The sequence below is a fragment of the Desulforamulus ruminis DSM 2154 genome, assembly GCF_000215085.1.
Classification (GTDB): domain Bacteria; phylum Bacillota; class Desulfotomaculia; order Desulfotomaculales; family Desulfotomaculaceae; genus Desulfotomaculum; species Desulfotomaculum ruminis.
This window is the reverse complement of sequence record NC_015589.1, coordinates 830,778-854,284: the sequence shown is the minus strand read 5'-3', so window position 1 is coordinate 854,284 and position 23,507 is coordinate 830,778. Positions and strand designations below refer to the sequence as shown.

At 45.4% G+C, this 23,507-nt stretch carries 16 protein-coding genes; 6 read left to right on the top strand and 10 right to left on the bottom strand.

Annotated features, from left to right (window positions below):
• Position 1 precedes the first annotated feature (1 nt).
• The 3 genes from glnA (DESRU_RS04225) to DESRU_RS04210 all read right to left on the bottom strand — a co-directional run bounded on the left by glnA (DESRU_RS04225) (position 2) and on the right by DESRU_RS04210 (position 3,780).
• Positions 2-1,336, bottom strand: coding sequence for a type I glutamate--ammonia ligase (gene glnA, locus DESRU_RS04225; protein WP_013840878.1), 1,335 nt, complete (start codon positions 1,334-1,336; stop codon positions 2-4).
• Positions 1,337-1,628: 292 nt separating this feature from the next.
• On the bottom strand, positions 1,629-2,963 hold the full coding sequence (glnA, locus tag DESRU_RS04215) for a type I glutamate--ammonia ligase (protein ID WP_013840877.1): 1,335 nt from the start codon (positions 2,961-2,963) through the stop codon (positions 1,629-1,631).
• A gap of 241 nt (positions 2,964-3,204) precedes the next feature.
• Positions 3,205-3,780, bottom strand: a complete 576-nt coding sequence (locus tag DESRU_RS04210) for an ANTAR domain-containing response regulator (RefSeq protein WP_013840876.1) — start codon at positions 3,778-3,780, stop codon at positions 3,205-3,207.
• Between the two features lie 435 nt (positions 3,781-4,215).
• Here DESRU_RS04210 and asnB point away from each other — a divergent pair, with 435 nt between their 5' ends.
• The 5 genes from asnB to DESRU_RS04180 all read left to right on the top strand — a co-directional run bounded on the left by asnB (position 4,216) and on the right by DESRU_RS04180 (position 12,787).
• Positions 4,216-6,066 (top strand): asparagine synthase (glutamine-hydrolyzing), encoded by a 1,851-nt coding sequence (asnB, locus tag DESRU_RS04200; protein WP_013840875.1) that lies wholly within the window; start codon positions 4,216-4,218, stop codon positions 6,064-6,066.
• A 509-nt stretch (positions 6,067-6,575) separates the two neighbouring features.
• A complete protein-coding gene (locus DESRU_RS19750) occupies positions 6,576-9,425 on the top strand; it encodes a sensor domain-containing protein (protein WP_013840874.1) in 2,850 nt (949 codons plus the stop codon).
• Between the two features lie 41 nt (positions 9,426-9,466).
• Positions 9,467-11,074 (top strand): methyl-accepting chemotaxis protein, encoded by a 1,608-nt coding sequence (locus DESRU_RS19745; protein ID WP_013840873.1) that lies wholly within the window; start codon positions 9,467-9,469, stop codon positions 11,072-11,074.
• A gap of 1 nt (position 11,075) precedes the next feature.
• Entirely contained in the window at positions 11,076-11,501 is a 426-nt protein-coding gene (locus tag DESRU_RS04185; protein WP_013840872.1) for a chemotaxis protein CheW, read from the top strand.
• A 158-nt stretch (positions 11,502-11,659) separates the two neighbouring features.
• Entirely contained in the window at positions 11,660-12,787 is a 1,128-nt protein-coding gene (locus DESRU_RS04180) for a PRK06851 family protein (RefSeq protein ID WP_013840871.1), read from the top strand.
• Between the two features lie 110 nt (positions 12,788-12,897).
• On the opposite strand, the gene DESRU_RS04175 is transcribed toward DESRU_RS04180, so the two are convergent.
• From DESRU_RS04175 to DESRU_RS04150, 6 genes are all read right to left on the bottom strand, one after another.
• On the bottom strand, positions 12,898-13,929 hold the full coding sequence (locus DESRU_RS04175) for an S-layer homology domain-containing protein (RefSeq protein WP_420794900.1): 1,032 nt from the start codon (positions 13,927-13,929) through the stop codon (positions 12,898-12,900).
• A gap of 178 nt (positions 13,930-14,107) precedes the next feature.
• On the bottom strand, positions 14,108-14,413 hold the full coding sequence (locus DESRU_RS04170) for a 4Fe-4S binding protein (protein ID WP_013840869.1): 306 nt from the start codon (positions 14,411-14,413) through the stop codon (positions 14,108-14,110).
• Between the two features lie 17 nt (positions 14,414-14,430).
• On the bottom strand, positions 14,431-16,191 hold the full coding sequence (locus DESRU_RS04165) for an adenylyl-sulfate reductase subunit alpha (RefSeq protein WP_013840868.1): 1,761 nt from the start codon (positions 16,189-16,191) through the stop codon (positions 14,431-14,433).
• A 16-nt stretch (positions 16,192-16,207) separates the two neighbouring features.
• Complete coding sequence (locus tag DESRU_RS04160; RefSeq protein WP_013840867.1) at positions 16,208-17,716, bottom strand: SLC13 family permease; 1,509 nt, start codon at positions 17,714-17,716, stop codon at positions 16,208-16,210.
• Between the two features lie 219 nt (positions 17,717-17,935).
• Positions 17,936-18,592 (bottom strand): Crp/Fnr family transcriptional regulator, encoded by a 657-nt coding sequence (locus DESRU_RS04155; RefSeq protein WP_013840866.1) that lies wholly within the window; start codon positions 18,590-18,592, stop codon positions 17,936-17,938.
• A gap of 46 nt (positions 18,593-18,638) precedes the next feature.
• Positions 18,639-20,123: a sigma-54-dependent transcriptional regulator gene (locus tag DESRU_RS04150; protein WP_013840865.1), complete on the bottom strand. Its 1,485-nt coding sequence runs from the start codon at positions 20,121-20,123 to the stop codon at positions 18,639-18,641.
• Positions 20,124-20,635: 512 nt separating this feature from the next.
• Here DESRU_RS04150 and DESRU_RS04145 point away from each other — a divergent pair.
• Entirely contained in the window at positions 20,636-20,995 is a 360-nt protein-coding gene (locus DESRU_RS04145) for a hypothetical protein (RefSeq protein WP_238446359.1), read from the top strand.
• 350 nt (positions 20,996-21,345) lie between these two features.
• Here the strand turns inward: DESRU_RS04145 and DESRU_RS19740 are convergent, their stop codons facing one another.
• The gene (locus DESRU_RS19740; protein ID WP_013840862.1) at positions 21,346-23,181 is read right to left on the bottom strand and encodes a PAS domain S-box protein; all 1,836 of its coding nucleotides are present in this window, start codon (positions 23,179-23,181) and stop codon (positions 21,346-21,348) included.
• Between the last annotated feature and the right edge of the window lie 326 nt (positions 23,182-23,507).

The window sequence follows — 23,507 nt, the reverse complement described above, 5'->3', positions numbered from 1 at the left end:
ATTAAAACTTTTCAAGGTACTCGTCCAATTCCCAGGAGCTAACCTGCATACGGTACCGGTCCCACTCAATACTCTTGGCCTCTATGAACCGTTCAAAAATGTGTGGCCCAAGGGCTTCTTTAATGACATTATCTGCAGCCAGTACTTTCAGGGCTTCCGATAGGTTTTCCGGAAGATTGCTAATGCCCAGTTCCTGGCGCTCGGCCAAAGTCATTTCATAGATGTTTCTATCGGTGGCCGGCGGGGGAGTCATTCCTTTTTTAATGCCGTCCAATCCTGCATGCAGACAAGCTGCCAGCGCCAGGTAGGGATTGCAGGAGGGATCCGGACTGCGCAGTTCAACCCGGGTGGACATCCCCCGCTTGGCCGGGATACGGATCAACGGGCTGCGGTTCCGGCCGGACCAGGCCACGTAAACCGGAGCTTCATAACCGGCTACCAGACGCTTGTAAGAATTTACGGTGGGGTTGGCAATGGCTGTAATGGCGTCAGCATGGTTCATTAAACCCGCAATATAATTCATGCAAACCTTGCTCAAACCCATAGGTGCATCGGGATCATAAAAAGCGTTTTTACCGTCAAGGGTAATCAGGGACTGGTTAACATGCATCCCGGAACCGTTAATGCCGAATACCGGCTTTGGCATAAAAGTGGCGTGCAACCCATGCCGCTGGGCGATGGTGCGTACCACCAATTTAAAAGTCATAATTTTATCGGCCATATCCAGGGCGTCGGCATATTTGAAATCAATTTCATGCTGGCCCGGGGCCACTTCATGATGAGAAGCCTCTATTTCAAAGCCCATTTGCTCAAGGGTCAGGACCATATCCCTACGGGCGTTTTCACCCAGGTCGATGGGCGTCATATCAAAGTAACCGGCCTTGTCGTGGGTTTTGGTAGTGGGACGGCCTTCATTATCCACATGGAACAGAAAGAACTCCGCTTCGGGGCCCACATTCATGACATAACCCATCTGTTCGGCCTCGGCCAGGGCTCTTTTTAAAGCATACCGTGGATCCCCAAAGAAAGGAGTGCCATCGGGATTATAAATGTCACAAATTAAACGAGCTACCCCACCTTCCCGGGGCTTCCAGGGAAATACCACAAAGGTGCTGGGATCCGGACGGAGGTACATATCGGATTCTTCAATTCTTACAAATCCTTCAATGGAGGATCCGTCAAACATCATCTCTCCATCAAGGGCTTTATCCAGTTGCTCAACGGTAATGGCCACATTCTTGAGTACTCCAAAGATGTCTGTAAACTGGAGGCGGATAAATTTAACATTTAAATCTTTGCACATTTGTCTAACATCGTCGTTAGTCAGCTTGGTCACAATAACACACCTTTCGCTTTACTTTTATCAAGTATTATATCATAAAGCTAAAAAAAGCCTACAACAGGCAGCACAAAAAATGTACTCCAGTCGCAGGCGCCATTGCCTAATTTTCCGGCACGCCATTGTGCCATTCATTTTCTTGTTTAGTATAGCCAATAAAAGTGCAAAAATCCATACCTTATCGACATGAATTTTGTATACTTTTAAGAAAAGCATAAAAAGGCAGACCATACCCCTCCGGGGCAAAGCCTGCCTTTTTCATAAAATAAACTTCTATAAATCGAAGGATTTAGTAAAGAGTAAGATATTTTTTAACTTCCCAGTCATGGACAGTGGTTCTGAATTCATCCCACTCTTCATTTTTACCCTCAACAAACTTTTCTAAAATGTGAGGTCCCAGTACCGAAGCAATAACCGGGTTGGCCTGCAGCTCCGAAACCGCTTCCTGGATGCTGGCGGGAAGGCTGACAATCCCTTCTGCCGCCCTTTCCTCGGCATCCATGTGATAAATGTTCCGCTCGGAAGGAGCCGGAGGTGTAAGCTTATTTTTAATTCCATCCAAACCGGCCTTCAAGGCTGCGGCAATGGCCAGGTAGGGATTGCAGGCCGGGTCCGGGTTGCGCAATTCAACGCGGGTGGACATCCCCCGCTTGGCAGGAATGCGGATCAGGGAGCTGCGGTTGCGTAAAGACCAGGCTACATAGCAGGGGGCTTCATATCCGGGAACCAGGCGTTTGTAAGAATTCACCGTGGAGTTGGTCAAAGCCGCAAAGGAGCGGGCGTTTTTAATCAACCCGGCAATATAATGTTTGGCGATTTCACTCAATTGATCGGGCGTGGCGGGATCATAAAAGGCATTTTCACCATCCAGAGTAAACAGGGACTGGTTCATATGCATTCCGGAACCATTGATACCAAAAATGGGTTTGGGCATAAAGGTGGCATGAAGACCATGTCGTTGGGCAATGGTGCGTACCACAAACTTAAAGGTCATGATTTTATCCGCCACATCCAAAGCATCGGAATACTTAAAATCAATTTCATGCTGACCCGGAGCCACTTCGTGGTGGGAAGCCTCTATTTCAAAGCCCATTTCTTCCAGAGTGAGCACCATAAAACGCCGTGCATTTTCACCCATGTCAACCGGTGTCATATCAAAATATCCGGCCTCGTCATGGGTCTCTGTGGTGGGTTTACCATCTTTATCCAACTGGAACAGGAAAAACTCACACTCAGGTCCTACATTCATGGTGTAACCCATTTCTTTGGCTTCCGCCAGAACTTTCTTCAGAGCGTAACGGGGGTCGCCTTCAAAGGGTGTTCCGTCAGGATTATAAACATCACAAATTAAACGGGCAACAGCGCCTTCACGGGGTCTCCAGGGAAATACCACAAAGGTGCTTGGGTCCGGACGCAGGTACATATCGGACTCTTCAATTCTAGTAAAGCCGTGAATGGATGAACCGTCAAACATTAACTCTCCATCCAAAGCCTTTTCCAACTGTTCTACCGTAATGGCCACGTTTTTCAAAGATCCAAAAATATCGGTAAACTGCAGGCGGATAAACTTAACTCCCATCTCCCTGGCTTTTTCCATTACTTCTTTTTTTAACGCCGTGTCCATAATGAGCCACCTTTCTTATAATATATTTTGGTTTAAAATAACTTAATGTTAAAGAAAGCTTGAATTCAGTCACCCCTACGATCTAAGCGGCCAAAATCCTTGTTACCTCTTTTGCTACCGGAAAATTTTCCTTTTGACCATAGAACATAAAAACACCTTTTATTAAAGGAATTTACTCCCTTATAAAAGGCGCCATTGCCCAAGGGTATTGCTTACCCCAATATTCCATTTTTATAGCACGTTATATTTGGTGGGCCAGAATCAAAGCCTCTGCTACCGCCCGCATGGAGATGCGCTTGTTCATACTTTGCTTCTGAATGCGCTTAAACGCCTCTTCTTCATTAATGTTCATGGTCTTCATTAAGATTCCCTTGGCTTTTTCAACCAGCTTGCGGGTCTCCAAAGTGTCCTTCAGTTCCTCCACTTGCTTTTCCAGCCGAATGATTTCCTGATAGTTTCCCAGTGCCAGTTCCACCGCAGGGAATAGCGCCTGCTCCTCGATGGGCTTTACCAAAACCGCGAAAACCCGGGCTTCCTTGGCTTTTTCAACCAATTCCTGCTGCATATAGTCTGTGCTGAGTATCACCGGTGCCAGTTTGTCCTCGTATAAAATGCGGGCCACTTCTAAACCATTAACGCCAGGCAAATTGTCCTGAATGATTAACAAGTCCGGGTTACGTGTTCGCACCAACATTAATGCAGTAGGGCCATCGGAAGCATCGCCAACTACCAGGTAACCCAGCTTGCCCAACATGGTCTTTAAACTCTTACGCCATGTTTCATCTGAGTCTACGATGATAATTCGTTGGTTGGCCACAGTATCCCTCCGTAACAACAAAAAAACCCAGACAGGTAAACCTCTACCTGCCTGAGCATCGTTGCCTTGATAGGATACAACATTGTATCCATTGATATTCAGCTATTATATGTGTGTATTATATTGCAGAGGTCAATCCCCAGTCAATAGGTTTTTTCTCCCTCCGGCCAAGTATACAATATTCTTCGATCTAACCGGCCATACCGCAGGCTCTTTACTTCCGGTATCCTGCCGGCTTTCAGCCCGCATTGATTGGAAACCATAAATTGCCTGTACCCAGCACTGACATTTTAAATTCTGCCCACATAAAATAATAAAGAAAGCGGAACAAATCCTGCCAACTGGCAACGGCGCCACGTGGTTAAGGCATCCCCCTTTACCATGGTGGCTTTTGTTTTGATTATTTATCCTATTTAAAAGGGAGGATGAAAGCATATGTGTGGAATAACGGGTTGGATTGACCGAGAAATTGATCTGTCCGGAGCTCGAATCATTCTGGAGCAAATGACTGCCACGCTCACCAACCGGGGTCCGGATGCCGAGGGCTATTGGTATTCTTCCCGGGCTGCCCTGGGCCACCGTCGTCTAAGCGTAGTGGACCCGGAAGGGGGCGCCCAACCCATGATTCGCCAACAGGGCGACTGTACCTACGTGATTGTTTATAACGGCGAATTATACAATACCCCGGAACTGCGCCGGGAACTGGAAGTGCGGGGACATCGCTTCCGGGGCCACTCGGATACCGAGGTTCTCCTGGCCTCTTATATTGAATGGGGCGGTCAATGCGTGGAACGCTTTAACGGCATTTTTGCCTTTGGCATCTGGAGTGAGTCCGCCCAAAGCTTGTTTATGGCCCGGGATCGCATGGGTGTTAAACCCCTCTTCTTCGCCCGCAGAGGCAGCGCCTTCATTTTTGGCAGCGAGTTAAAAGCGCTGCTGGCTCATCCCCTGGTGAAACCGGAGGTAAATGAAGAAGGTTTGGCGGAGATATTCGGCCTGGGACCGGCCCGCACTCCCGGCCAGGGAGTTTTTAAAGATGTTCAGGAATTGCGCCCTGGCTACCGCCTACTATACAATGATCAGGGTGTTCATATCAGCCGTTACTGGAACCTGGTCAGCGAACCTCACCGGGATGATCTTCACACAACCGTTCACCGGGTGAGAGAACTTCTGGAAGACTCCATATCCAGGCAGTTGGTGGCGGACGTCCCTGTCTGCACGCTGCTGTCCGGCGGCTTGGACTCCAGCGCCCTGTCCACCTTTGCCAGCTTAGCTTATAAAAAGAACCGTATGGGTTCCCTGCACACCTATTCCATTGATTATGTGGATAACGACCGGTACTTTAAAGCCAGTGCTTTCCAGCCCAATGCGGACGCTCCCTGGGTAAAAGTCATGTCCGATTTCCTGGGGTCACAGCATCATTATTTTACCGTCGACACGCCCATGCTGGTGGAAGCTTTAAAAACGGCTCTTTTGGCCCGGGACTTGCCGGGTATGGCCGATGTAGACTCCTCTCTTTATTTGTTCTGCCGGGAAATTAAAAAGGGAGCCACCGTCGCCTTATCTGGAGAATGTGCCGACGAAGTTTTTGGGGGATACCCCTGGTTCCATCAGGAAGATGCCTTAAACGCTAATACCTTTCCCTGGTCCCAGGCCACCCGGGAGCGGGCAGACCTGCTTTCCCCGGAATTGCGCCGGGCAGTTCCTTTAGAGGAATATGTGGCGGCCCGTTACCGCGAAACCATTGAAGAGGTGCCGCGCCTGCCCGGCGAAGATCCCCTTGAAGCCAGAAGACGGGAAATGTTTTACCTGAATATCGTCTGGTTTATGCAAACCCTACTGGACCGCAAGGACCGGATGAGCATGGCCACCGGTCTGGAAGTCCGCGTGCCCTTCTGCGACCATCGTCTGGTGGAATATGTGTGGAATGTTCCCTGGTCCATAAAGAGCTTTAACGACCGGGAAAAGGGCTTGCTCCGCCTGGCCCTGGCCGGGGTTCTTCCGGAGGAAGTTCTGGAACGTCGTAAAAGCCCCTATCCCAAAACCCATAATCCGGCCTATCTATCCGCCGTAAAAACCCTGTTGCAGGACATCCTGGATGATCCTTCCTCCCCCCTTCTGGAGTTAATCGACATCAGCACCGTCCGATCCATGCTCCAAGGGGAAGGCGACCACTTTGCCAGACCCTGGTTTGGCCAGTTAATGACCGGCCCCCAGTTGTTTGCTTACCTGTATCAATTAAATCACTGGTTAAATGAATATCATGTTTCTATTAAAGTGGATTAATTTTGTTTTAAATGGCATTCCATCCTCTTCAAGGAGCGGGATGCCTGATTTTTCCTAAGTTCACAAAAAAATCTCTCCCCGTGGGGAGTGTAGCAAAAGTGGACCAAAGAGCAGTCCAACAAACAATAGGCTAATAAGAAATAGAACACGGATTTAACGGATGATAAGGATTTGCGCGGATTTTATTATTTATATTAAATCCGTAACAATCAGTAGAAATCCATAAAATCCGTGTTCTATTATTTTTTAGGGCTGTGCAATAGGGACCTTTTCTGGTTCTTTTTGCACAGCCCCATTTTATTTTGACAGCCCGCCCAAATGAAGTTGGCAAACGATGGCGGAACCAGTGACAAAAAATTTGCCTGATTTTATTAAAGCAACAAAAAAGCGGTCTGCATCCAGCGTCTTTTTTAAACCGCCAACTTATTCCAGAATGTGGTAACGGCTAGCTTGCGTTTTCATATTATAAAGCAATACTTGGTTTTTATGAAATGGGAGTGAAAATTTTTATGAAGAAAGAGACCCGGTTTAACCACCGACAAAATCGATATGAGTTAATCTTCAATCACTCTCGGGATATTATTCTGATTCTACAAAGTGACGGTAGAATTGTCGATGCCAATCGGTCCGCCGTTGATGCTTATGGTTTTAGTTATGAGGAGTTAGTAAATAAAACCATCTTTGACTTAAGGCAGCCCGATGCGGATTCTTTAGTTAAAGAGCAGATGCAGGAGGCAAGCAAAGAGCATCTGCTGTTTGAGGCTACCCACCGGCGTAAGGACGGAAGCAGCTTTCCGGTGGAAGTAAGTTCTCAGGCATTTCGGTTTGATAGTGACAATTTTTTATTAAGTATCATTAGAGACATCAGCGATCGTATTGAAGTAGAAAAAAAACTACGTTTGGCCCAAAAGCAACTGAACAGTATGATTGAATTCCTGCCCGATGCAACTTTTGCCATTGACAAAGAAAGAAAAGTAATCGCCTGGAATCGTGCCATGGAGACAATGACAGGAGTTAAAAAGGAGGACATGATTGGGAAGGGTGATTTTGCCTATTCGCTGCCTTTTTACAATGAGGCCCGGCCCATGCTGATTGATTTTATTTTCTCGGATACCTTTGATCAATTTGACTGTACCTACGACTTAAAAAGAACCAACGATTCCCTTTACACCCAAAGCTTTGTGGAAAATTTTTTCCCGGGCCAAGACATCTATCTTTGGGCCAAGGCAACTCCTCTGTACGATGAAAATCATCAGGTGATTGGCGCCATCGAGTCCATTCGTGACATTACCGAGAGAAAAAGAGTAGAGGATGCCATCAAAGACTCCCGGGATTTCTACCTCAGTATCTTTAACGAATTGCCCACTTTGGCCTGGCACGCAGACAGACGCGGACGATATATTGATTTGAATAAAAGCTGGCTTGATTTTACCGGCAGGACTCTGCAGGAAGAACAAAATTACGGGTGGATGGAAAACATTCATCCTGATGATGTGGGTAACGTTTCCATTGCTTATCGTCACGCCCTTAAAGATCGGAGACCCTTCAAGCTTGAATACCGGCTTAGGAGATACGACAGAAAATATCGCTGGATTATCCACTCCGGGAGGCCCTACAGCGGCATAAAAGGGGAATTCGCAGGTTATATCGGCGTATGCTACGACATTACGGAATTAAAGTCTACCAAAGAGCAGGTTTTAAAGTTGTCCACCGCAGTAGAACAAGGCCCGAGCATTGTTATTATCACCAATACCGCCGGAGAGATCGAATATGTAAACCCAAAATTTACCGAAATCACAGGTTATCACTATGATGAAGTCATTGGTAAGAATCCCCGCATTTTAAAATCCGGCAAGGTTCCGCTCGAGGAATATAAAAAACTATGGAAAGTGATCTCTGCCGGACAAGAGTGGCGGGGAGAATTCTTAAATAAAAAGAAAAGCGGGGAGCTTTACTGGGAGTATGCTTCCATCTCCTCCATTCGGGATTCCACTGACAAAATAACCCATTATCTTGCCGTTAAAGAAGATATTACGGAACGGAAAAAAACAGGGGAAAAAATTAGTTTTCTTGCCTTTAACGATACCCTTACAGGACTTCCCAACAGAACCAAATTTACGGAGATATTAGCCAATCGACTTGAAGCTACAGGCAGCAGCATAAATACCATTTCTGTTTTATTCATCGATCTGGATATGTTTAAACGGGTTAATGACACTCTGGGCCATGGGGCCGGTGATAAATTACTGGTGGATGTGGGTAAAAGGTTAACCGCTATCGTTGACAATCAGGGGATTGTCAGCCGCATGGGTGGCGATGAATTTACTGTTTTATTGGAACTGCCGCATAATGAGGCTTTAAAAGAAATTGTGGAAAAAATACTTCATGGTTTCCGTAAGCCCTGGATTATTGATGACCTTGAGTTTTATTTTACCGCCAGTATTGGTGTTGCCACGTATCCCGGGGATGGAGAAGACGCAGAAACCCTTTTAAAAAGAGCGGATACCGCCATGTACTGGGCCAAGGAAAGGGGAAAAAACAATTATCAATTTTATACCTCCACCATTCAGGACAGGTCATTAAGGAAGGTTCGACTGGAAAATCACCTGCACCATGCCCTGGAACAACAGGAGCTTATCCTTTACTACCAACCCCAGGTCCATATAGAAAGCAAAGAAATTATCGCGGTTGAGACCTTGCTGCGGTGGATTCATCCCACCATGGGGTTAATTTCTCCGGAAGAGTTTATTCCACTGGCAGAGGAAGCCGGTTTAATTATTCCCATCGAAAAATGGGTGTTAAAAACAGCCTGCACTCAGGCCGGGATATGGCTAAAGAAAAACAAAACCTTAAAAATTGCCGTTAATTTATCTGCCAGGCATTTCCAACAAAGTTCACTAATTGAAACCATTACGCGCACCTTTGAAGAAACTAAGATTGATCCCACCCAGTTGGAACTGGAAATTACCGAAAGTACCGCCATGAAAGATCCGGAGCTGACCATAAAGATCCTTAACTCTCTAAAATCTATGGGCGTGAGTATCTCCGTAGATGACTTCGGAACCGGTTATTCATCCCTTAACTACTTAAAAAGATTCCCTCTAAAAAAGCTTAAGATCGACCGTTCTTTTATCTCGGACATTACCAGTGACCAGGAAGATGAAGCCATCGTTTCCACCATTATCGTACTGGCCAAAAGCCTTCACCTGGAAGTGGTTGGAGAGGGGGTTGAAACCAAAGAGCAGATTGCTTTCTTAAAAAGACTGGGCTGTTCTATCGTTCAGGGATACTATTACAGCAAACCTTTGCCTGGTACAGAGATAGAAAAAATATTAAGTAAGGGTTTTCTAACGGAGTGAATGACGTCTTAAAAACTTATTTCATTGGAGGAGACAAAATCATGAAATGGTTTACCAACTTAAAGATAAGAACCAAACTTTTGTCCACCTTTATGCTGCTGGTTCTAATGGCAGGACTGATTGGCGTGCTTGGAATTATTAATTTAAGGACCGTTGATGATATCTATTCGCAACTATACGAATACAATACCGTTTCCCTGGTGGAAATCGGGGAAATTGGCGTGGATTTTCAACTGGTAAGAGTTAATTTACGCGACTGCATCATAAATCAAGAGGATCAGGCGGCTGTGGCAGAATGTTTAGAAAAGATCAGTCTACTGGACCGGCAGATGAATAGCAATCTTGTTGAATTTGAAAAGAAGATCCAAACCGATGAGGAGCGTAAAATTTTTGATTCCTTACAAGGGAATGTAAGAAAATACCGGGAACATCAAAATCAATTTATCCAATTGGTTCAAGAAGATAAATTTAATGAAGCACTAACCTTACTGAAAAATAAGGAATGGATTCAACAGGTCCTGGAAGCAGATCAATCCATACAGCAATTAACCAAGCTTAACATAGAAAATGCCCAGCTTAAATTAGACAGCAATACCCAAACAGCCAACCAAGCCATGCTATCCATGATCATTCTGGTGGTGGTTTGCCTGATGTTTGCTGTGAGCATGGGACTTTTTATGACTACCCTGATCAGCCGACCCATCTCTGAGTTGCTGAAAATTGTTCAGCTTACCGCCAAGGGAGATCTCACCGGAAAAATTCATTTTCAGGCAAAGGATGAGATTGGCAGACTGGCAGAGGGTTTTAGAGGAATGATTTTTCAAATGCGGGAACTGGTACAACAAATTAAAGAGAAATCCAACGATGTAGCTGATTCTTCTCAAATGCTAAACTCCAGCGCCCAGCAAACCACGGCCAGTGCCAATGAAAACGCCGCCACCATGGCAGAAGTAGCCACCACAGTGGAACAAATTACCACCAATATGCAAAACATTTCTAGAATATCCGAAGATACAGCGGGTCATGCCGGTGCAGGGAATGAGGAAATCCGCAAAGTGATCAAGCAGATGGAGAGCATTGCCAACTCCACCCGGGAAGTGGTCAATGTCATCAACGGTCTTCATGAAAAATCTTTAGAAATCAATAAAATCGTTGAAATGATAACCCAGGTAGCGGATCAAACCAATTTACTGGCCTTAAACGCAGCCATTGAAGCGGCCAGAGCCGGTGAGTACGGACGCGGTTTTGCCGTGGTGGCTGAAGAAGTACGTAAATTGGCTGAACAGTCCTCGGATGCCACACAGGAAATTAAGCAGTTGATCGCATCCATTCAAAAGGAATCCCAGCAGGCAGTTGCAAGGATGCATGACAGTGCCCGGGAGGTAGAAACGGGCAACAACATTGTAAAAGAGGTAAGCGGCAATTTTATGAATATCATTAGTGCAGTACAAAGCCTATCTACACAAATTCAGGACATCGCCTCCGCCATCGAGCAGGTAACAGCCGCCATACAAAATGTAGCCGCATCCACCGAAGAACAAACTGCAGCCATGGAAGAAGTGTCCGCCTCTGTCGGCGCCCTGCTTTTCATTACCCAGGAACTAAACGAATCGGTTAATAAATTTAGGCTTGAAACAAGTGGGGGTTAGTATGGCTAAACAAATCGTGGTCTTTACCATGGGGAAACAACATTATGCCATACCCATGGAGGAAGTGCTTGAAATTATCAGGCTGGTGAAAATCACTCCGATTCCTAAAGCAAGCCGGTGGATAAAAGGTGTCATCAGCCTAAGGTCTGCCATAATACCGGTTCTCGATCTTGCCCCGGTCTTAGGCCGGGCTACCGAGAATGTAAACGCCAAGCAAAGAATCATGGTGGTCAAAGCAGGTGACCACACTGCCGGAATCATTGTCGATGCCGTGGAAGAGGTAACCTTTTATGACCCGGAACAGCTTGAGTTTCCGGCATACTTACCCTTATTGGAAAACGAGCGTCTGGTGCAAGGGATTTTTAAATATAGGGATGCTCTGGGATTGCTCATCAATCTCTCCGCCCTGGTGCAATTGGACCATTAGCCTGCCCAGTTTTTCCCTGATAAAAAGATGTCATAGACAGCCTGGCCTCCTTAATATGAATTACAGGAACAAAGTTCCGGGCAACGGCGCCTGGAAGTCAGGGCTACCCCGTGCCATGGCAGCGTTGCCTACTCTACCCTAATAAGGAGGTTACATTCATGGCACAGGGGAGACTAAAAAAGGTATTTCCCGGCGGAAATACCTGTCAGGGTTTTTTCTCCTATTATGACCATATTATTGAACCGAACGCCACCCGAATTTTTGTCATAAAAGGAGGACCCGGGGTTGGGAAATCCACTTTTATGTGCCACATCGGTGAAAAAATGCTTCAACTGGGTTATGATGTGGAGTACCACTGCTGCTCATCGGACAACGGATCCCTGGACGGAGTGTGCATCCCCTCCATTGGCGTGGCTCTGCTGGACGGCACGGCTCCCCATGTGGTAGATCCTAAACACCCCGGAGCTGTGGATACCATTATTCATCTGGGAGATTATTGGAATGAAGATTTAATCATTAAAAATAAGGACGCCATTCTTAAGTCCAACGCCCGGGTGGGCAAACTATTTAAGATTGCCTATCATCAATTGGCCGGAGCCAGAGTCATTCAAGATGAATTGACCGCCTATTACCGGGAAGCCGTAAATATGGCGGGAATAAACAAAATCACCTTAGATATCATAGACGATGTACTGGACGACGCCCCTGCTCAGTTTGCCCGGGAGGCCAAAGTCCGCCGCCTGTTTGCCTCCGCCTTTACCCCTAAAGGGCCCTGCCACCATTTGGATACCGTCCTTCAGGAGGTAAAAAAGCTTTACCTGATTACCGGCGACTGCACTGCCCTGGCTTACGGGATCTTGGGAAAAGTGGCTGATCATGTGTACATGAACGGGTTAGACAGCGAAGTATTTCATTCCACCCTTGAACCCGCCGAAGTAGACCTAGTGGTGATTCCGGACCTGGAAATCGCTGTAATGAAGGAAATTCCTTTCATCCAATTTACACCCCAGCAGTTGGTCAACCTTAAAAAAGTGAAACTGTATAACCTGAACAAACACCTGAATTCCAGCATCCTGGAACTATACGGGGATGAAATTACCTATGCCCGGGAGCGTCTCCATTCCGCCGTTCACCGGGCCGTGGATTACATCGCCGCAGCCAAGGCCGAGCACGATGTCATGGAAACCTATTACATCCCGGCCATGAATTTTGAGGCCATCAACGTCCGGCGGGATGATGTCCTGGCACAAATTTTGAAATATGCCGAGGAGTCCGGAAACGAATAAAATGCGATTAAGAAATGAGGCTTCCGCCCGCCTAAGGGGGTGAAAGCCTCATTTCCTTTGAAGTCCTCGGCATTGCCTTGGAGCCTTCATTAGTTCTTATTTAAACCAATTTAATTGGGACTACAATAAGATTCTAATAATCTTTGCAGAAGGGCCAGGGCTTCGGACTTGATGATGGTGTGGTCGGCCCGGAAGGTTCCGTCCGGGTAACCTATAACCAATCCCCGTGCTGCAGCCCCATTGATGTGCCCCACAGCCCAGCCAGGAAGTTTATCTTTAAAAACAGGCCTTTGCTCAGCCTCCGGAAATAATCTCCCCACCATGGCAACAGCTTCCGCCCTGGTTATTTTTTCCTCAGGTTTAAAGGCTCCTCCGGGATACCCCGCCACAAGACCGGAATGAATGAGCCCGCTGATGGCCTGTTCTTCCTTTGCGGTTAATTCCGGCAGGTCGGAAAAATTCCCCGTCAGGGATTCATCGCTTTCCTTTAAGGAACCGTCAAAGGGAATCACCACATCGGCATAAATTTTAACAAAGTCAAGCCGGGTTACCTCTTCAGCCGGATGAGTTTGATATTCTTCAGCAATGTCCAGCAGTTTGCTCACCCTTACGGTGCTAAAATCCTCTTTATTAAAAAGAATATCCAGAAATACATTCTCTCCGTTTTGATCGATATTTCCTACTTCCAAAGTAATGGAGCGGGGTGTTCCGGCAATAAATTTAACTCCTGGAGCACCGGGTGCGTCTGCTATTTGATTTTTCATGCCATCCACGGTTTCAGGCCATTGTACATAATTCTTATAGTTTTCAGCATTGGGCACCTGCATATAGGAAAGCCCCGCCGGCAAACTCACCAAAATTTTGTTCCCCTGCCTTAAAGGTTCTTGAATGCCTTCTTTTCCGGTTACACGCAGGGTTCCCAAGGCACGGTTCTCTCCATAAATAACGGTAGGAGTTTCCAAAACCTTATACACCGTGGTTCCCTCATAGTTTGCTCCATCCGGCTTGTCCGGATCGGCAATGGATATTTTTATATCCCCGTCTGCCCAGGCGGCAACCGGGACAAGGGTCAGGCAAAGCACCATGAGAGCCAATAGAAAAAGTCTGTTGTTCCTTTTTAGTAAACAGAGCAATATGGACACCCCCAGTTTTTTACCTATACTTTAACATATACTTTAGCAGCAATGGTAGTTTTTCTCAGAAAATCAAGGTTCTATATCATTGTGCTGAAGCAAGCTGCCGGGAAATTATTTAGTAATCAATTCAAAAGCCGACCTGAGCGGACTCAGATCGGCTTTTGAATTGATAAATTCGTGTATATTACTTGTTACGGGTTTTTACTAAAAACTTCTCTACCTTCCCATGAATATCAATACTGGTCCATTCAATTTCCTTATCCCTCATTTTAGGGATCAGTCTGGCAGGATAATATCCCAGTTGATAAGGTATTCTGGTTTCCAGGGCACCAAACTGACAGGCTTTTACACAGGCCATGCAATCCCAGCAATCCCTGGGGGCACGGCAAACAATCTTTTTTTCTTCCGTTAATTCCAGTAAATCTCCGGGGCAGATCTCCTCGCACTTTCCACAACCCTTGCATTTTTCCTGATATACTACTGGCGGCATAGCTTAACCTCCTGTTCTTAGGCTTTTAAACGATCACCGGGGATCAACTGCTCATAGGGACGGGTAAACATTTCCACTTCTCGGGTTTCAGGATTATACCGGGAGTTCACAAAGCAGTCAAACTTTTCATCATTCTTTTCCGGAAAATCCGCACGGGTTTGCCAGCCCGGCCATCTGGTTTCTTTGCGGTACATGAGGTGGTGCACCAGCGTTTCGGCCACATCCAGACGATCAATGATTTCATGGGCTTCCATTAGTTCGTGCAGATCGGAAGCAATCAAATATTGGACTTGTTCTTTCATCTGATGGATATGACGCAGGGCATATTGCAAACCTTCCTCATTCATTCTAAAGAACTGATGCACTCCACCGGCATATTCATCCATTAAACGTTGTAATCTCTCTTCCATTTCCCTGGGCTTAACACCATCGCCAACAATCATTTGACGAAAACCCGGTGCAAAAATCCGATCTTTCTCTTGAGTGATCTGATCTTGATCGATTGTGCCCAGTTCCATATCCTTTACGTATTCAACGGCTGACCTGGCGGAAAGCAATCCTTCGGCGGCACAGCCACCCACAAACTTGTTCGGGGTACCACCGGCCACATCGCCGCAGGCAAATAATCCGGGCAAAGTGGTGGCTCTTTTTACATCCACCCAGTAACCGCTGGCTGTGTGACCGCCAACAATATATGGATCGGAACCGTAGATTTCAATGGGTTCCTTACTTAAATCCTGGGCCCGGCCGGCCAGGAACAGCACATAGCTGGGACGCTCGTTAAGGTAATCGTACTTCATATCATAAATTTGTTCCTGGGTCATATGGGTGGTATCCACGTAACAAGGACCCCGTCCCTCACGCCATTCATCCATGGGCAGATTGGCCCGGATAAAACGCGGAGCCGCATCCCCGCCTAAATGAGCATAGCGGGTCTTGAGAATTTGCTCTCCCTTGCAGTTTATCATCGGGGTTTTATAACCCACGGAAATGGTATCAATGGGTCCGTTAAAATCTTTGGTTCTGGTTGCGCACCAGCGCATTTCAAAGGTTGTCATTTCCGCACCTTTACGGATGCCCATGGCAAAGCCGGTTCCTACGTTAAAGGGCGAATACCAAAGCTGATGATGGCAGTCGTTGCCGTCATTTTGATAGGGTTTATATAGACCGGCCGCACCACCGGTGGCAATGATGGTAGCCTTGGCCCGCAGGATATAGACTTTACCGTCCCGGACACCAAAACCAATGGCGCCGATAACCTTATTGCCTTCCATTAAATAATTGGTGGCTACAACCCGGTTAATAATTTCACAGCCGGATTCCCGGGTTTTTTCCGCCAGAATGACCTTCATTTCAGAGCCGCTGATGGTGATGTCCCATTTACCGCGGGTTTTATATTCATCACCGTCTTCTTCATATTTTATGGGCATACCCCATTCTTCCCACTCTTCAATGGGCTGGTTTAATACTTCCGCCATGCTGATGGTGAGATCTTCCCGCAGTAAACCTCCGGCCTGGGAACGGCTCCAGCGTACAAAATCCTCAATGGTGCGTCCTTTTTTAATATAGGTGTTAATGGCATCCATGCCGCCGGCTAGGCAACCACTGCGATCAATATGCGCTTTTTCCAATAAAGTGACTTTTAATTCCGGATTCATCCGCTTCGCTTCGATGGCCGCGAAACATCCGGCATTTCCTGCACCAATAATTAAAATATCCGTATCAATGCGAACTTCTTCTGCTGCATCAATGGTTTGAGGTAATTGGGCTCTTGGCATCCATTGTTCCTCCTTTTTAGTTAGTCGGCACCCAGATTGGGAATCCTGTAAAGGCATACCATGGCAACATAATGAAAACCGTATACAGAATGACCATGAGTGTCAGGGGCGCCCCTACTTTAACAAACTCCGCAAAGCTGAACTCTTCAGTACCGTAGGCAATCAGACAGGCTGTAACTGAGATAGGCAATACAAAGGCGAAGCTGTCCACATTTAATACCGCCATGGTAAAGGCCACCGTGTTTAAATGGAGCATCGGCGCCATGGCTGCCACAATGGGGGCCAGCAAGGTCACTGCCGCCACATTGCTGACTATTCCCAGTCGGAGAATCTGTACTACAATACAAACGAACAGTGTAACTCCGATCCAGCCCCAGGCAGGCGCTATGCCAACCAGATGGGAGGCCAGCCATTTATCCACTCCCGTGCTTCCAAAGGCGTCCACCAGCGACAGGGAACCGCACAATAAAAGCCAGGTGCCCCAAATGGTATTGGATTGTACCTTTTTCCAGCAAAGGTTGGTCAGCCCCGGGATAAACAGCAGCATGACCACCCCTAGGGTGACAATAGCCGAACCCAGCTTATGGAACTCATCGGTGGCCCAGAGAAGAATGGCCATGGAAAAGGCCACTAGGACCACCCACTCGGTGAAAGACATTTTGCCCAGTGCATCCTTCTGCATCTTTACTTCCTCGATGCCGCCGGGCACCTCAATATTTTTGGTTTTTAATATCCAGTTGCACCAGAAATAGATGATTACCAGTACACCCAACATAGGCCAGTTCATCCAGGCCCATTTACTCCAGGTGATGGTGTTGGCTCCTACGCTCTGATTAATGGTTTGGGCCACGATGACGTTGGACATATGGCTGTGCATTAAGACAATTCCGGAGGCCAATGAAGCAAACCCGATTCCCACCATGGTCAGAACTTTTCTGGCCCGGAGGCCATCCCCGGTTTTGCCAAACAGGTTATTTAAACCTGAGACAATGGGCAGAAAAACCGCGCCCCGGGCATTGGTTGCCGGAACCAATACCGCCATGACCAAGTGAGCCGCCATTAACCCCTTAATTACGCTGCCCACCTTGGGTTTTACTCTGGAAACAATGCCCAGCGCAATCCGCCGGTCCAATCCGGTGGTCTGCATCACCGCAGCCAGGATAAAGCAACCCAGAATCAAGAAAGTTACATCCTTGGTAAAGCCGGCAAAAGCCATCGGTATTTTGGGCAGCGCGCCGGTTAATTTTAAAAGCACCGGGATCATAAGTCCAGAGATACCAATGGGAAGCGCGTTGGTTAACCAGATAACGGTTGCCCACCCCATTACCGCCAAGGCTGCCCGGCCTTCCGCGCTTAAACCCCCTTCGGAAACCGGGACCATTGTTATAATTGCCGCAAACACCAGCCAAGCCAGTATAAATCCCGGCAGAGCATAGTTTTTTTGCGAACCAGGCTGTTTTCCCTGGCCTCCCGTTAAAAGTTCCTTTTTATTGTTTGATAAATCCATGGATGTCGTACTTGACACGTTACCATCTCCCCACAACAATATTTCCTTATCCAAACACCCCTTTACAGCTTGCAAGCCTGTATTGTGATTATTTTAACGAAGCAATTGGTCCGGAAATACCTTACTTATGACAAATTTCTGTCGGTTTGCCGACATTTGTCACCCATTTTATGGGCTAAAAGGTTTTTGTTGCAGTCCTCTCTACATGTTGACAATAAAAAACCGGATATAATCCGGCTATTCCATCCAACTTCTTAGTTTTTCTAAATTGATTGAGGTTATTTCTCTTCCTTCATATTCTAAACATCCATCTTCTCTGAATAAGGTTAAAAGGGAAGACACGGTCTGGCGGGAGGCCCCCACAATACAGGACAGTTCCTCCTGGGTCACTCTTAAACGAACGCGAACAATGTTGCCGTCCCCGGCAATTCCCGACCGTAAGGCCATATTTTCTAAGACCAGGGCCAGGCGTCCCTGCACCGGGTTAATAATAAAATCATGAATGGTATTCTGAGCTTCCCTTAGCCGGTTGCCCATTAAGTTCAAAACCCGGGCGGTAAATATGGGATTTTGAGACAACATTTTATTAAAGGTATCTCTCCAGACGATTAAAAGAGAAACATTGTCCATGGCCTCTGCATTGTATTCTCTCTCCAGTTCGTCACTTAAGACTTCCGCCAAACCAATAAAATCCCCGGGGTAGCGGAGAGCCACCGATACCTGACGTCCGTCCATGGAAGTCCGATAGATCTTCACCCAACCGGTCTTTATAAAATAAACTTCGTTGGTTTTTTGCCCGGTTGCAAAAATAATCTGTCCCTTGGGATATTTCACCACCGAACCAATGGATTCCAGATATTTCATTTCGCTGTCCGTTAACTTAATCTCAGACATCTAGCACCCTCCCCCACAATTTATAATTTACCCACCATGGCCGAATCTATTGCTCTATTTCCTCATTTTTATTGGGAAACCGGATATGTTTCATTTTACAATACAAAGAACGTCTGGAAATCCCTAAATATTGAGCTGCCTTGGTTTTATTCCCCCCATACTTTTTCAGTGCTTTAAGCACAATTTTATTCATATACTCTTCTAAAAAAAATCTTTCTTCCGGTAAAGAAAATTCTTCCGGATTCAGCTCTTTGGGTTCCATCTTTTCCTCCCGGTTATGGTTGGGATTGATCCTGTCCAAGATTGCTAAATATTCGGACTTAAGTTCTGTTTCGTCATACATAAAGATAACCCATTCGATGGCATTGCGCAGTTCCCGGACATTCCCCGGCCAGTGATACCCCTTTAAAATCTTGGCTGCTGCATCTCCGATGCGGGAAAAACTCTTTCGTTTTTGCTTTGAAAATTCCTGCAGGAACAAGTTAGCCAGCGGAAGAATGTCTTCCTTTCTGTCCCTGAGGGGCGGTATTAAAATATGACCCACTTTAAGCCGATAGTATAAATCTTCCCGGAATTTCCCTTGCTCTACCCTCTTGGTTATATCCACATTGGTGGCACAAATGATTCTTACATCCACCTTCACTTTTTTCAGCCCGCTGATTCGGTAAAATTCCTTTTCCTGGATAACCCGTAACAACTTTCCCTGAAGCTCCAGGGGAATCTCTGCCACCTCATCTAAAAATAAAGTCCCTCCTTGGGCAAGATCCAGTTTTCCTTTTTGCCCTTTGGGTAATCCTCCGGTAAAAGCTCCGGCTTCATAGCCAAAAAGCTCACTCTCAAAAAGGCTGGGCGTTAAGGCCGCACAGTTAATGTCCACAAAGGGTCTGTTTTCCCAGGACTCACCATAGTGTATTAATTTGGCGATAACTTCTTTTCCCGTTCCGGTTTCTCCCTGTATTAACACCGGAATAGAGCGGTCGGTGTGATATTTATTGGCTTGCTCTGCGATTCGTTGCATGGTTTCTGAAAAAAAACCGATATTGCCTAAACCCATGGAGCGGGCCAGTGTTTCTTTTAGTTTGGATAATTGCCTTCTGGTTTCTTCTGTTTCAGCTTTCAACTTATCTTCAAAATGTTTGGTTAGTATCATGTTTTCCCTGCGCAGGGCTTGATAATCAGCGATACGCTCGGTGATGGCGGCCAATTCTTCCACGTTAATGGGTTTTAACAAATAATCGTAGGCTCCCGCTCTTAAGGCCTCGATGGCCGTCTCCATGTCACCATGCCCGGTAAATAAAACCACATCCACCTTTTTGCCTTCAGGAAGAAAAGAAATATTTTTTAACAATTCAATTCCTGACATTCCAGGCATTTTTATATCCGATAAAACCATGGAAAAGTCGCCCGAAGCAATAAGATTTAAAGCACTTCGCCCACTGTCACACTCCATTACCCGGTGTCCCATCTCCCTTAAAAAATTACCGACACAGGCTCTACTATCCTGATCATCGTCCACCAGCAAAATATTCATCGGTATCCACCCCTTAATCCGGTTGAAAGGACCTTAACCCATCCTTAAATTTTCTCCTTTCTTTACTACATGTTCTATTTTAATGACAATGGCTTGTCTTGTCACTCATCCCCAATGGAATGGGTAAGCCGTTATAAGCCCGATAGCAAATAGTTTAAACATTTGAATTTCATTAAAAATTCTTTATAATTTAAATATGATTTTTGTAGCTATTTAAAAAACTTCAAAAATGTTAGAATGAATTAAAAGGATTTTTTAACGCACTGTCGAATGTTGTCAATCTAGGTTAATTTCCAGGAATGGGTTTTTTTCACCTGGAGGCGGGCTTACAACTACTTTGTTGTTGACCAATCATGGAGGTATATATGATACGAGTGAATAATTTCAGAGAGGTAGTTGATATCCGAAAGACCTGCGGGGAGAAAAATTTTGAGTCTTGCAGTAATTGTTCCTGCCCGTTAAAAGCCAAAGGTACTTTGGGGATGTCTGTTTGTGAGTTAGTCACCTCTCATATGAACGCGAAGCCTGATTCAGTGGAAATTGTTTGCAACTGTCCTGTTGAAGATGACCCACTGGGAATTAAAGACTTTTTTGAACATTGTGAAAGAGGTTATATTCGCCCCACATCCCATCAGTTGGATTTCATGAAGAAACAAGCTGATAAATGCAAGGGATGTCCGGCCAATACACGCTATACCATGCGCCATTCAAAATTAAATATAGAAATTTCACCGCATCTCTGTACAACGCTTAAATCCACCGCGGAAACCATCCGCAATGCCGCCGCAGGCAATGCTTGCTGCCTAGCTCCAAGGAGCCCCCGCAAACTACGCCGGGATGCTCCATCCACTACTTTAAATAAGTCTTTATAATGATTCTGGCACCACCCAATTTTAGGGTGGTTTTCATTTTCTTCTCTTACCAAAAATATAACCGGGACCCATCAAGGGACTCCCGGTTTTACTCCATGCTTCTCTGAACCAGGCCATCCTCCGGATAAATTCTTTGCTCCTTATCCAAAAGGATGCTCTCCAACCCAATGCTGTCCAATATTTCATTAATTAATTCTTTATTCATTGTTTCCCCCCTTTGCTCAAAAATGGCTACTCAATAATTGTATGCACCGGTGGGGAAAACTATGATTGTTTTTATTAAAATAAATCATGCATTTTTTCTTACTTGTAGTGGGCGCAATACGGCTTCTTGTTCATAAAGGGTTTCTTTAATTTATTTTAAACCTTACAAAAAAGGTTGTTCCTTTTGATCCCGTTTGAATTTCAATGGTTGCTTTATGGCGGGCGGCAATGTTGTAACAAACGGCCAGACCCAGTCCGGTTCCATTCACCTTTGTGGTCACAAAGGGAGTTCCTATTTTATCCAAAACCCCTGGTTCAATCCCGGTCCCTTGATCTTTTATTTCCAGGACAATTTCTCCTTGATCCATATAGGTTGATAGGGTGATTAATCCGCCAGATTCCATTGATTCTAAACCGTTGTTAACAAAATTTAGAATCATTTGGCGAATCTCTTTTTCAATCAAGGTAAAACTTACAATATTCCCAGGATTAAATTTTATATTTTTATTATGATTTAAGGCATTTGCCTGAATAAGCGGATAAATCTCTTCAATAATATCATTTAGGCTTTTTATCTCAAAATGATTGGATGTACTTTTGGAAACGGAAAGAAACTCTGTAATGATGGAATTGGCTCTATCTAACTCACTAATCATTAAATCAAAATATTCCTGGTCCCCGGCATACCGCTCCTTGCCCTTCAACATTTGTAAAAATCCCCTAACGGTGGTCATGGGATTTCTTACCTCGTGACCAATTCCCGCTGCCATTTCGCCAATCAAGTTAAGGCGATCCAGCCGGGACATCTCCTGCTCAAATTTTTTATTCTTAGTTATATCGCGAATGATTAAACATGATAATAACTGGTTATTTTCTCCTCTAAAAATAGTGGAAGTAACTTTACCCGAAAATATTGCACCATTTTTTCGCATTAAATTGATTTCTTTGCTAAATTGGTCCTGATGTTCCCGCTGCTTAGCCAGGGCCAATACTCTCGGGTCGGTTAAGTCAATGATTTCAGCCCGGTTCATTTGACGCATTTCTTTTTCCGTTCGCCCAAACATCTTGCATGCGGAAGGGTTCGCGGCGATAATTCTCCCGTCAGCATCATTTAAAATAATTCCATCCAAACTATGATTAAATAAGGCTTGAAACCCTTCTTTACTTTCCCGCAATTTTTCCTCTGTATATTTTTGTTTGGTTATATCATTCAAACAAATGGATAATCCCTCTTGGGAAGGATAAAGATATACTTCAGCCCATTTGGGACCGTTTAATAAAAAAGCCTCAAAATGTACAACCGTTTGTTCCTGCAGTGCCCGGTGATATTCATTGTAATATTTTAACCCCAACTCCGTTGGAAGCTTATCCCACATGGAATGCCCAATGAGTTCTTCTTTGGGTAATTCAATAAATCTCTCCGCCTCTTTATTTACATAAATGAACCGGAACGTTTGATCCAATGTCATATATCCATTCTTGATCCCTTCAAGCATACCGGAAACTTTTTTATTTAAATTCAATAATTTTTTTTCAATTTGTTGTCGCAAGGAGATTTCCTGATTTAGTGCGTAGGTACGTTCCTTGGCAATATTCTGCAAATTGGCTAAACGATACGTTTCCCTTTGGTAGCTCATTTCACTGGTTATATCTTGAAAAATAATAATTGCTCCTGGAATTGCACCGGTTTCCCAATCTTTTAAGGGAAAGGCATTGGTTAAAAATTCTCTGCCCTGCCAAAGGATAAATTGGGCATATACCTCTTCCCCCTTTAATACCCGGGCAATCTGCGCACCCAATAATTCTTCAGAGCCACTAGCTGGTTTTCCGATCAAATCTTCCCCCTTTAAATCTGGAAAATAGCTTGTAAATCTTTCATTACATTTGACTATATCCCCCTTGTCATTTACAAATACGATGGCTGTCGGTAAAGTGTTGATGAAACGACCGAAGTTATATAGCTGATGTAAGCAAGTAATCATGGAGCCCTTCCTTTATGCCACTTTTGTTATTAAGAATGATTATCTTCGCGATAATTATGGATACACCCTTTTAATTTCATAAATTTGTCATTTTTTATTATTTATCCATTTTAAATTAAAGTCAATTGGCAGTGGGAAGGCCCCGCAGGGGACGATCTGAGCAGAGCCAGTATTTACTGTTGTTGCAAGCATGGCTCTACCGGCGAAATTTGTGGGTATTAGCTTACAAGATAACTTAGCCTGAGGAAGGCAAGGGAGAGGTAAAGCAAGTCAAAAAAAATATCGTATCCTAAAAATGCTCTTGTTGCTTTCTGTTCTGGATAGCC

Coding starts and splice junctions, on each gene's coding strand:
- DESRU_RS04150 (WP_013840865.1), bottom strand. CDS start 20,123: ATGAATATTTTGCTGGTGGACGATGATCAGGATAGTAGAGCCTGTGTC.
- DESRU_RS19750 (WP_013840874.1), top strand. CDS start 6,576: ATGAAGAAAGAGACCCGGTTTAACCACCGACAAAATCGATATGAGTTA.
- asnB (WP_013840875.1), top strand. CDS start 4,216: ATGTGTGGAATAACGGGTTGGATTGACCGAGAAATTGATCTGTCCGGA.
- DESRU_RS04185 (WP_013840872.1), top strand. CDS start 11,076: ATGGCTAAACAAATCGTGGTCTTTACCATGGGGAAACAACATTATGCC.
- glnA (WP_013840877.1), bottom strand. CDS start 2,963: ATGGACACGGCGTTAAAAAAAGAAGTAATGGAAAAAGCCAGGGAGATG.
- DESRU_RS04145 (WP_238446359.1), top strand. CDS start 20,636: ATGAACGCGAAGCCTGATTCAGTGGAAATTGTTTGCAACTGTCCTGTT.
- DESRU_RS19740 (WP_013840862.1), bottom strand. CDS start 23,181: ATGATTACTTGCTTACATCAGCTATATAACTTCGGTCGTTTCATCAAC.
- DESRU_RS19745 (WP_013840873.1), top strand. CDS start 9,467: ATGAAATGGTTTACCAACTTAAAGATAAGAACCAAACTTTTGTCCACC.
- DESRU_RS04155 (WP_013840866.1), bottom strand. CDS start 18,592: ATGTCTGAGATTAAGTTAACGGACAGCGAAATGAAATATCTGGAATCC.
- DESRU_RS04170 (WP_013840869.1), bottom strand. CDS start 14,413: ATGCCGCCAGTAGTATATCAGGAAAAATGCAAGGGTTGTGGAAAGTGC.
- DESRU_RS04165 (WP_013840868.1), bottom strand. CDS start 16,191: ATGCCAAGAGCCCAATTACCTCAAACCATTGATGCAGCAGAAGAAGTT.
- DESRU_RS04180 (WP_013840871.1), top strand. CDS start 11,660: ATGGCACAGGGGAGACTAAAAAAGGTATTTCCCGGCGGAAATACCTGT.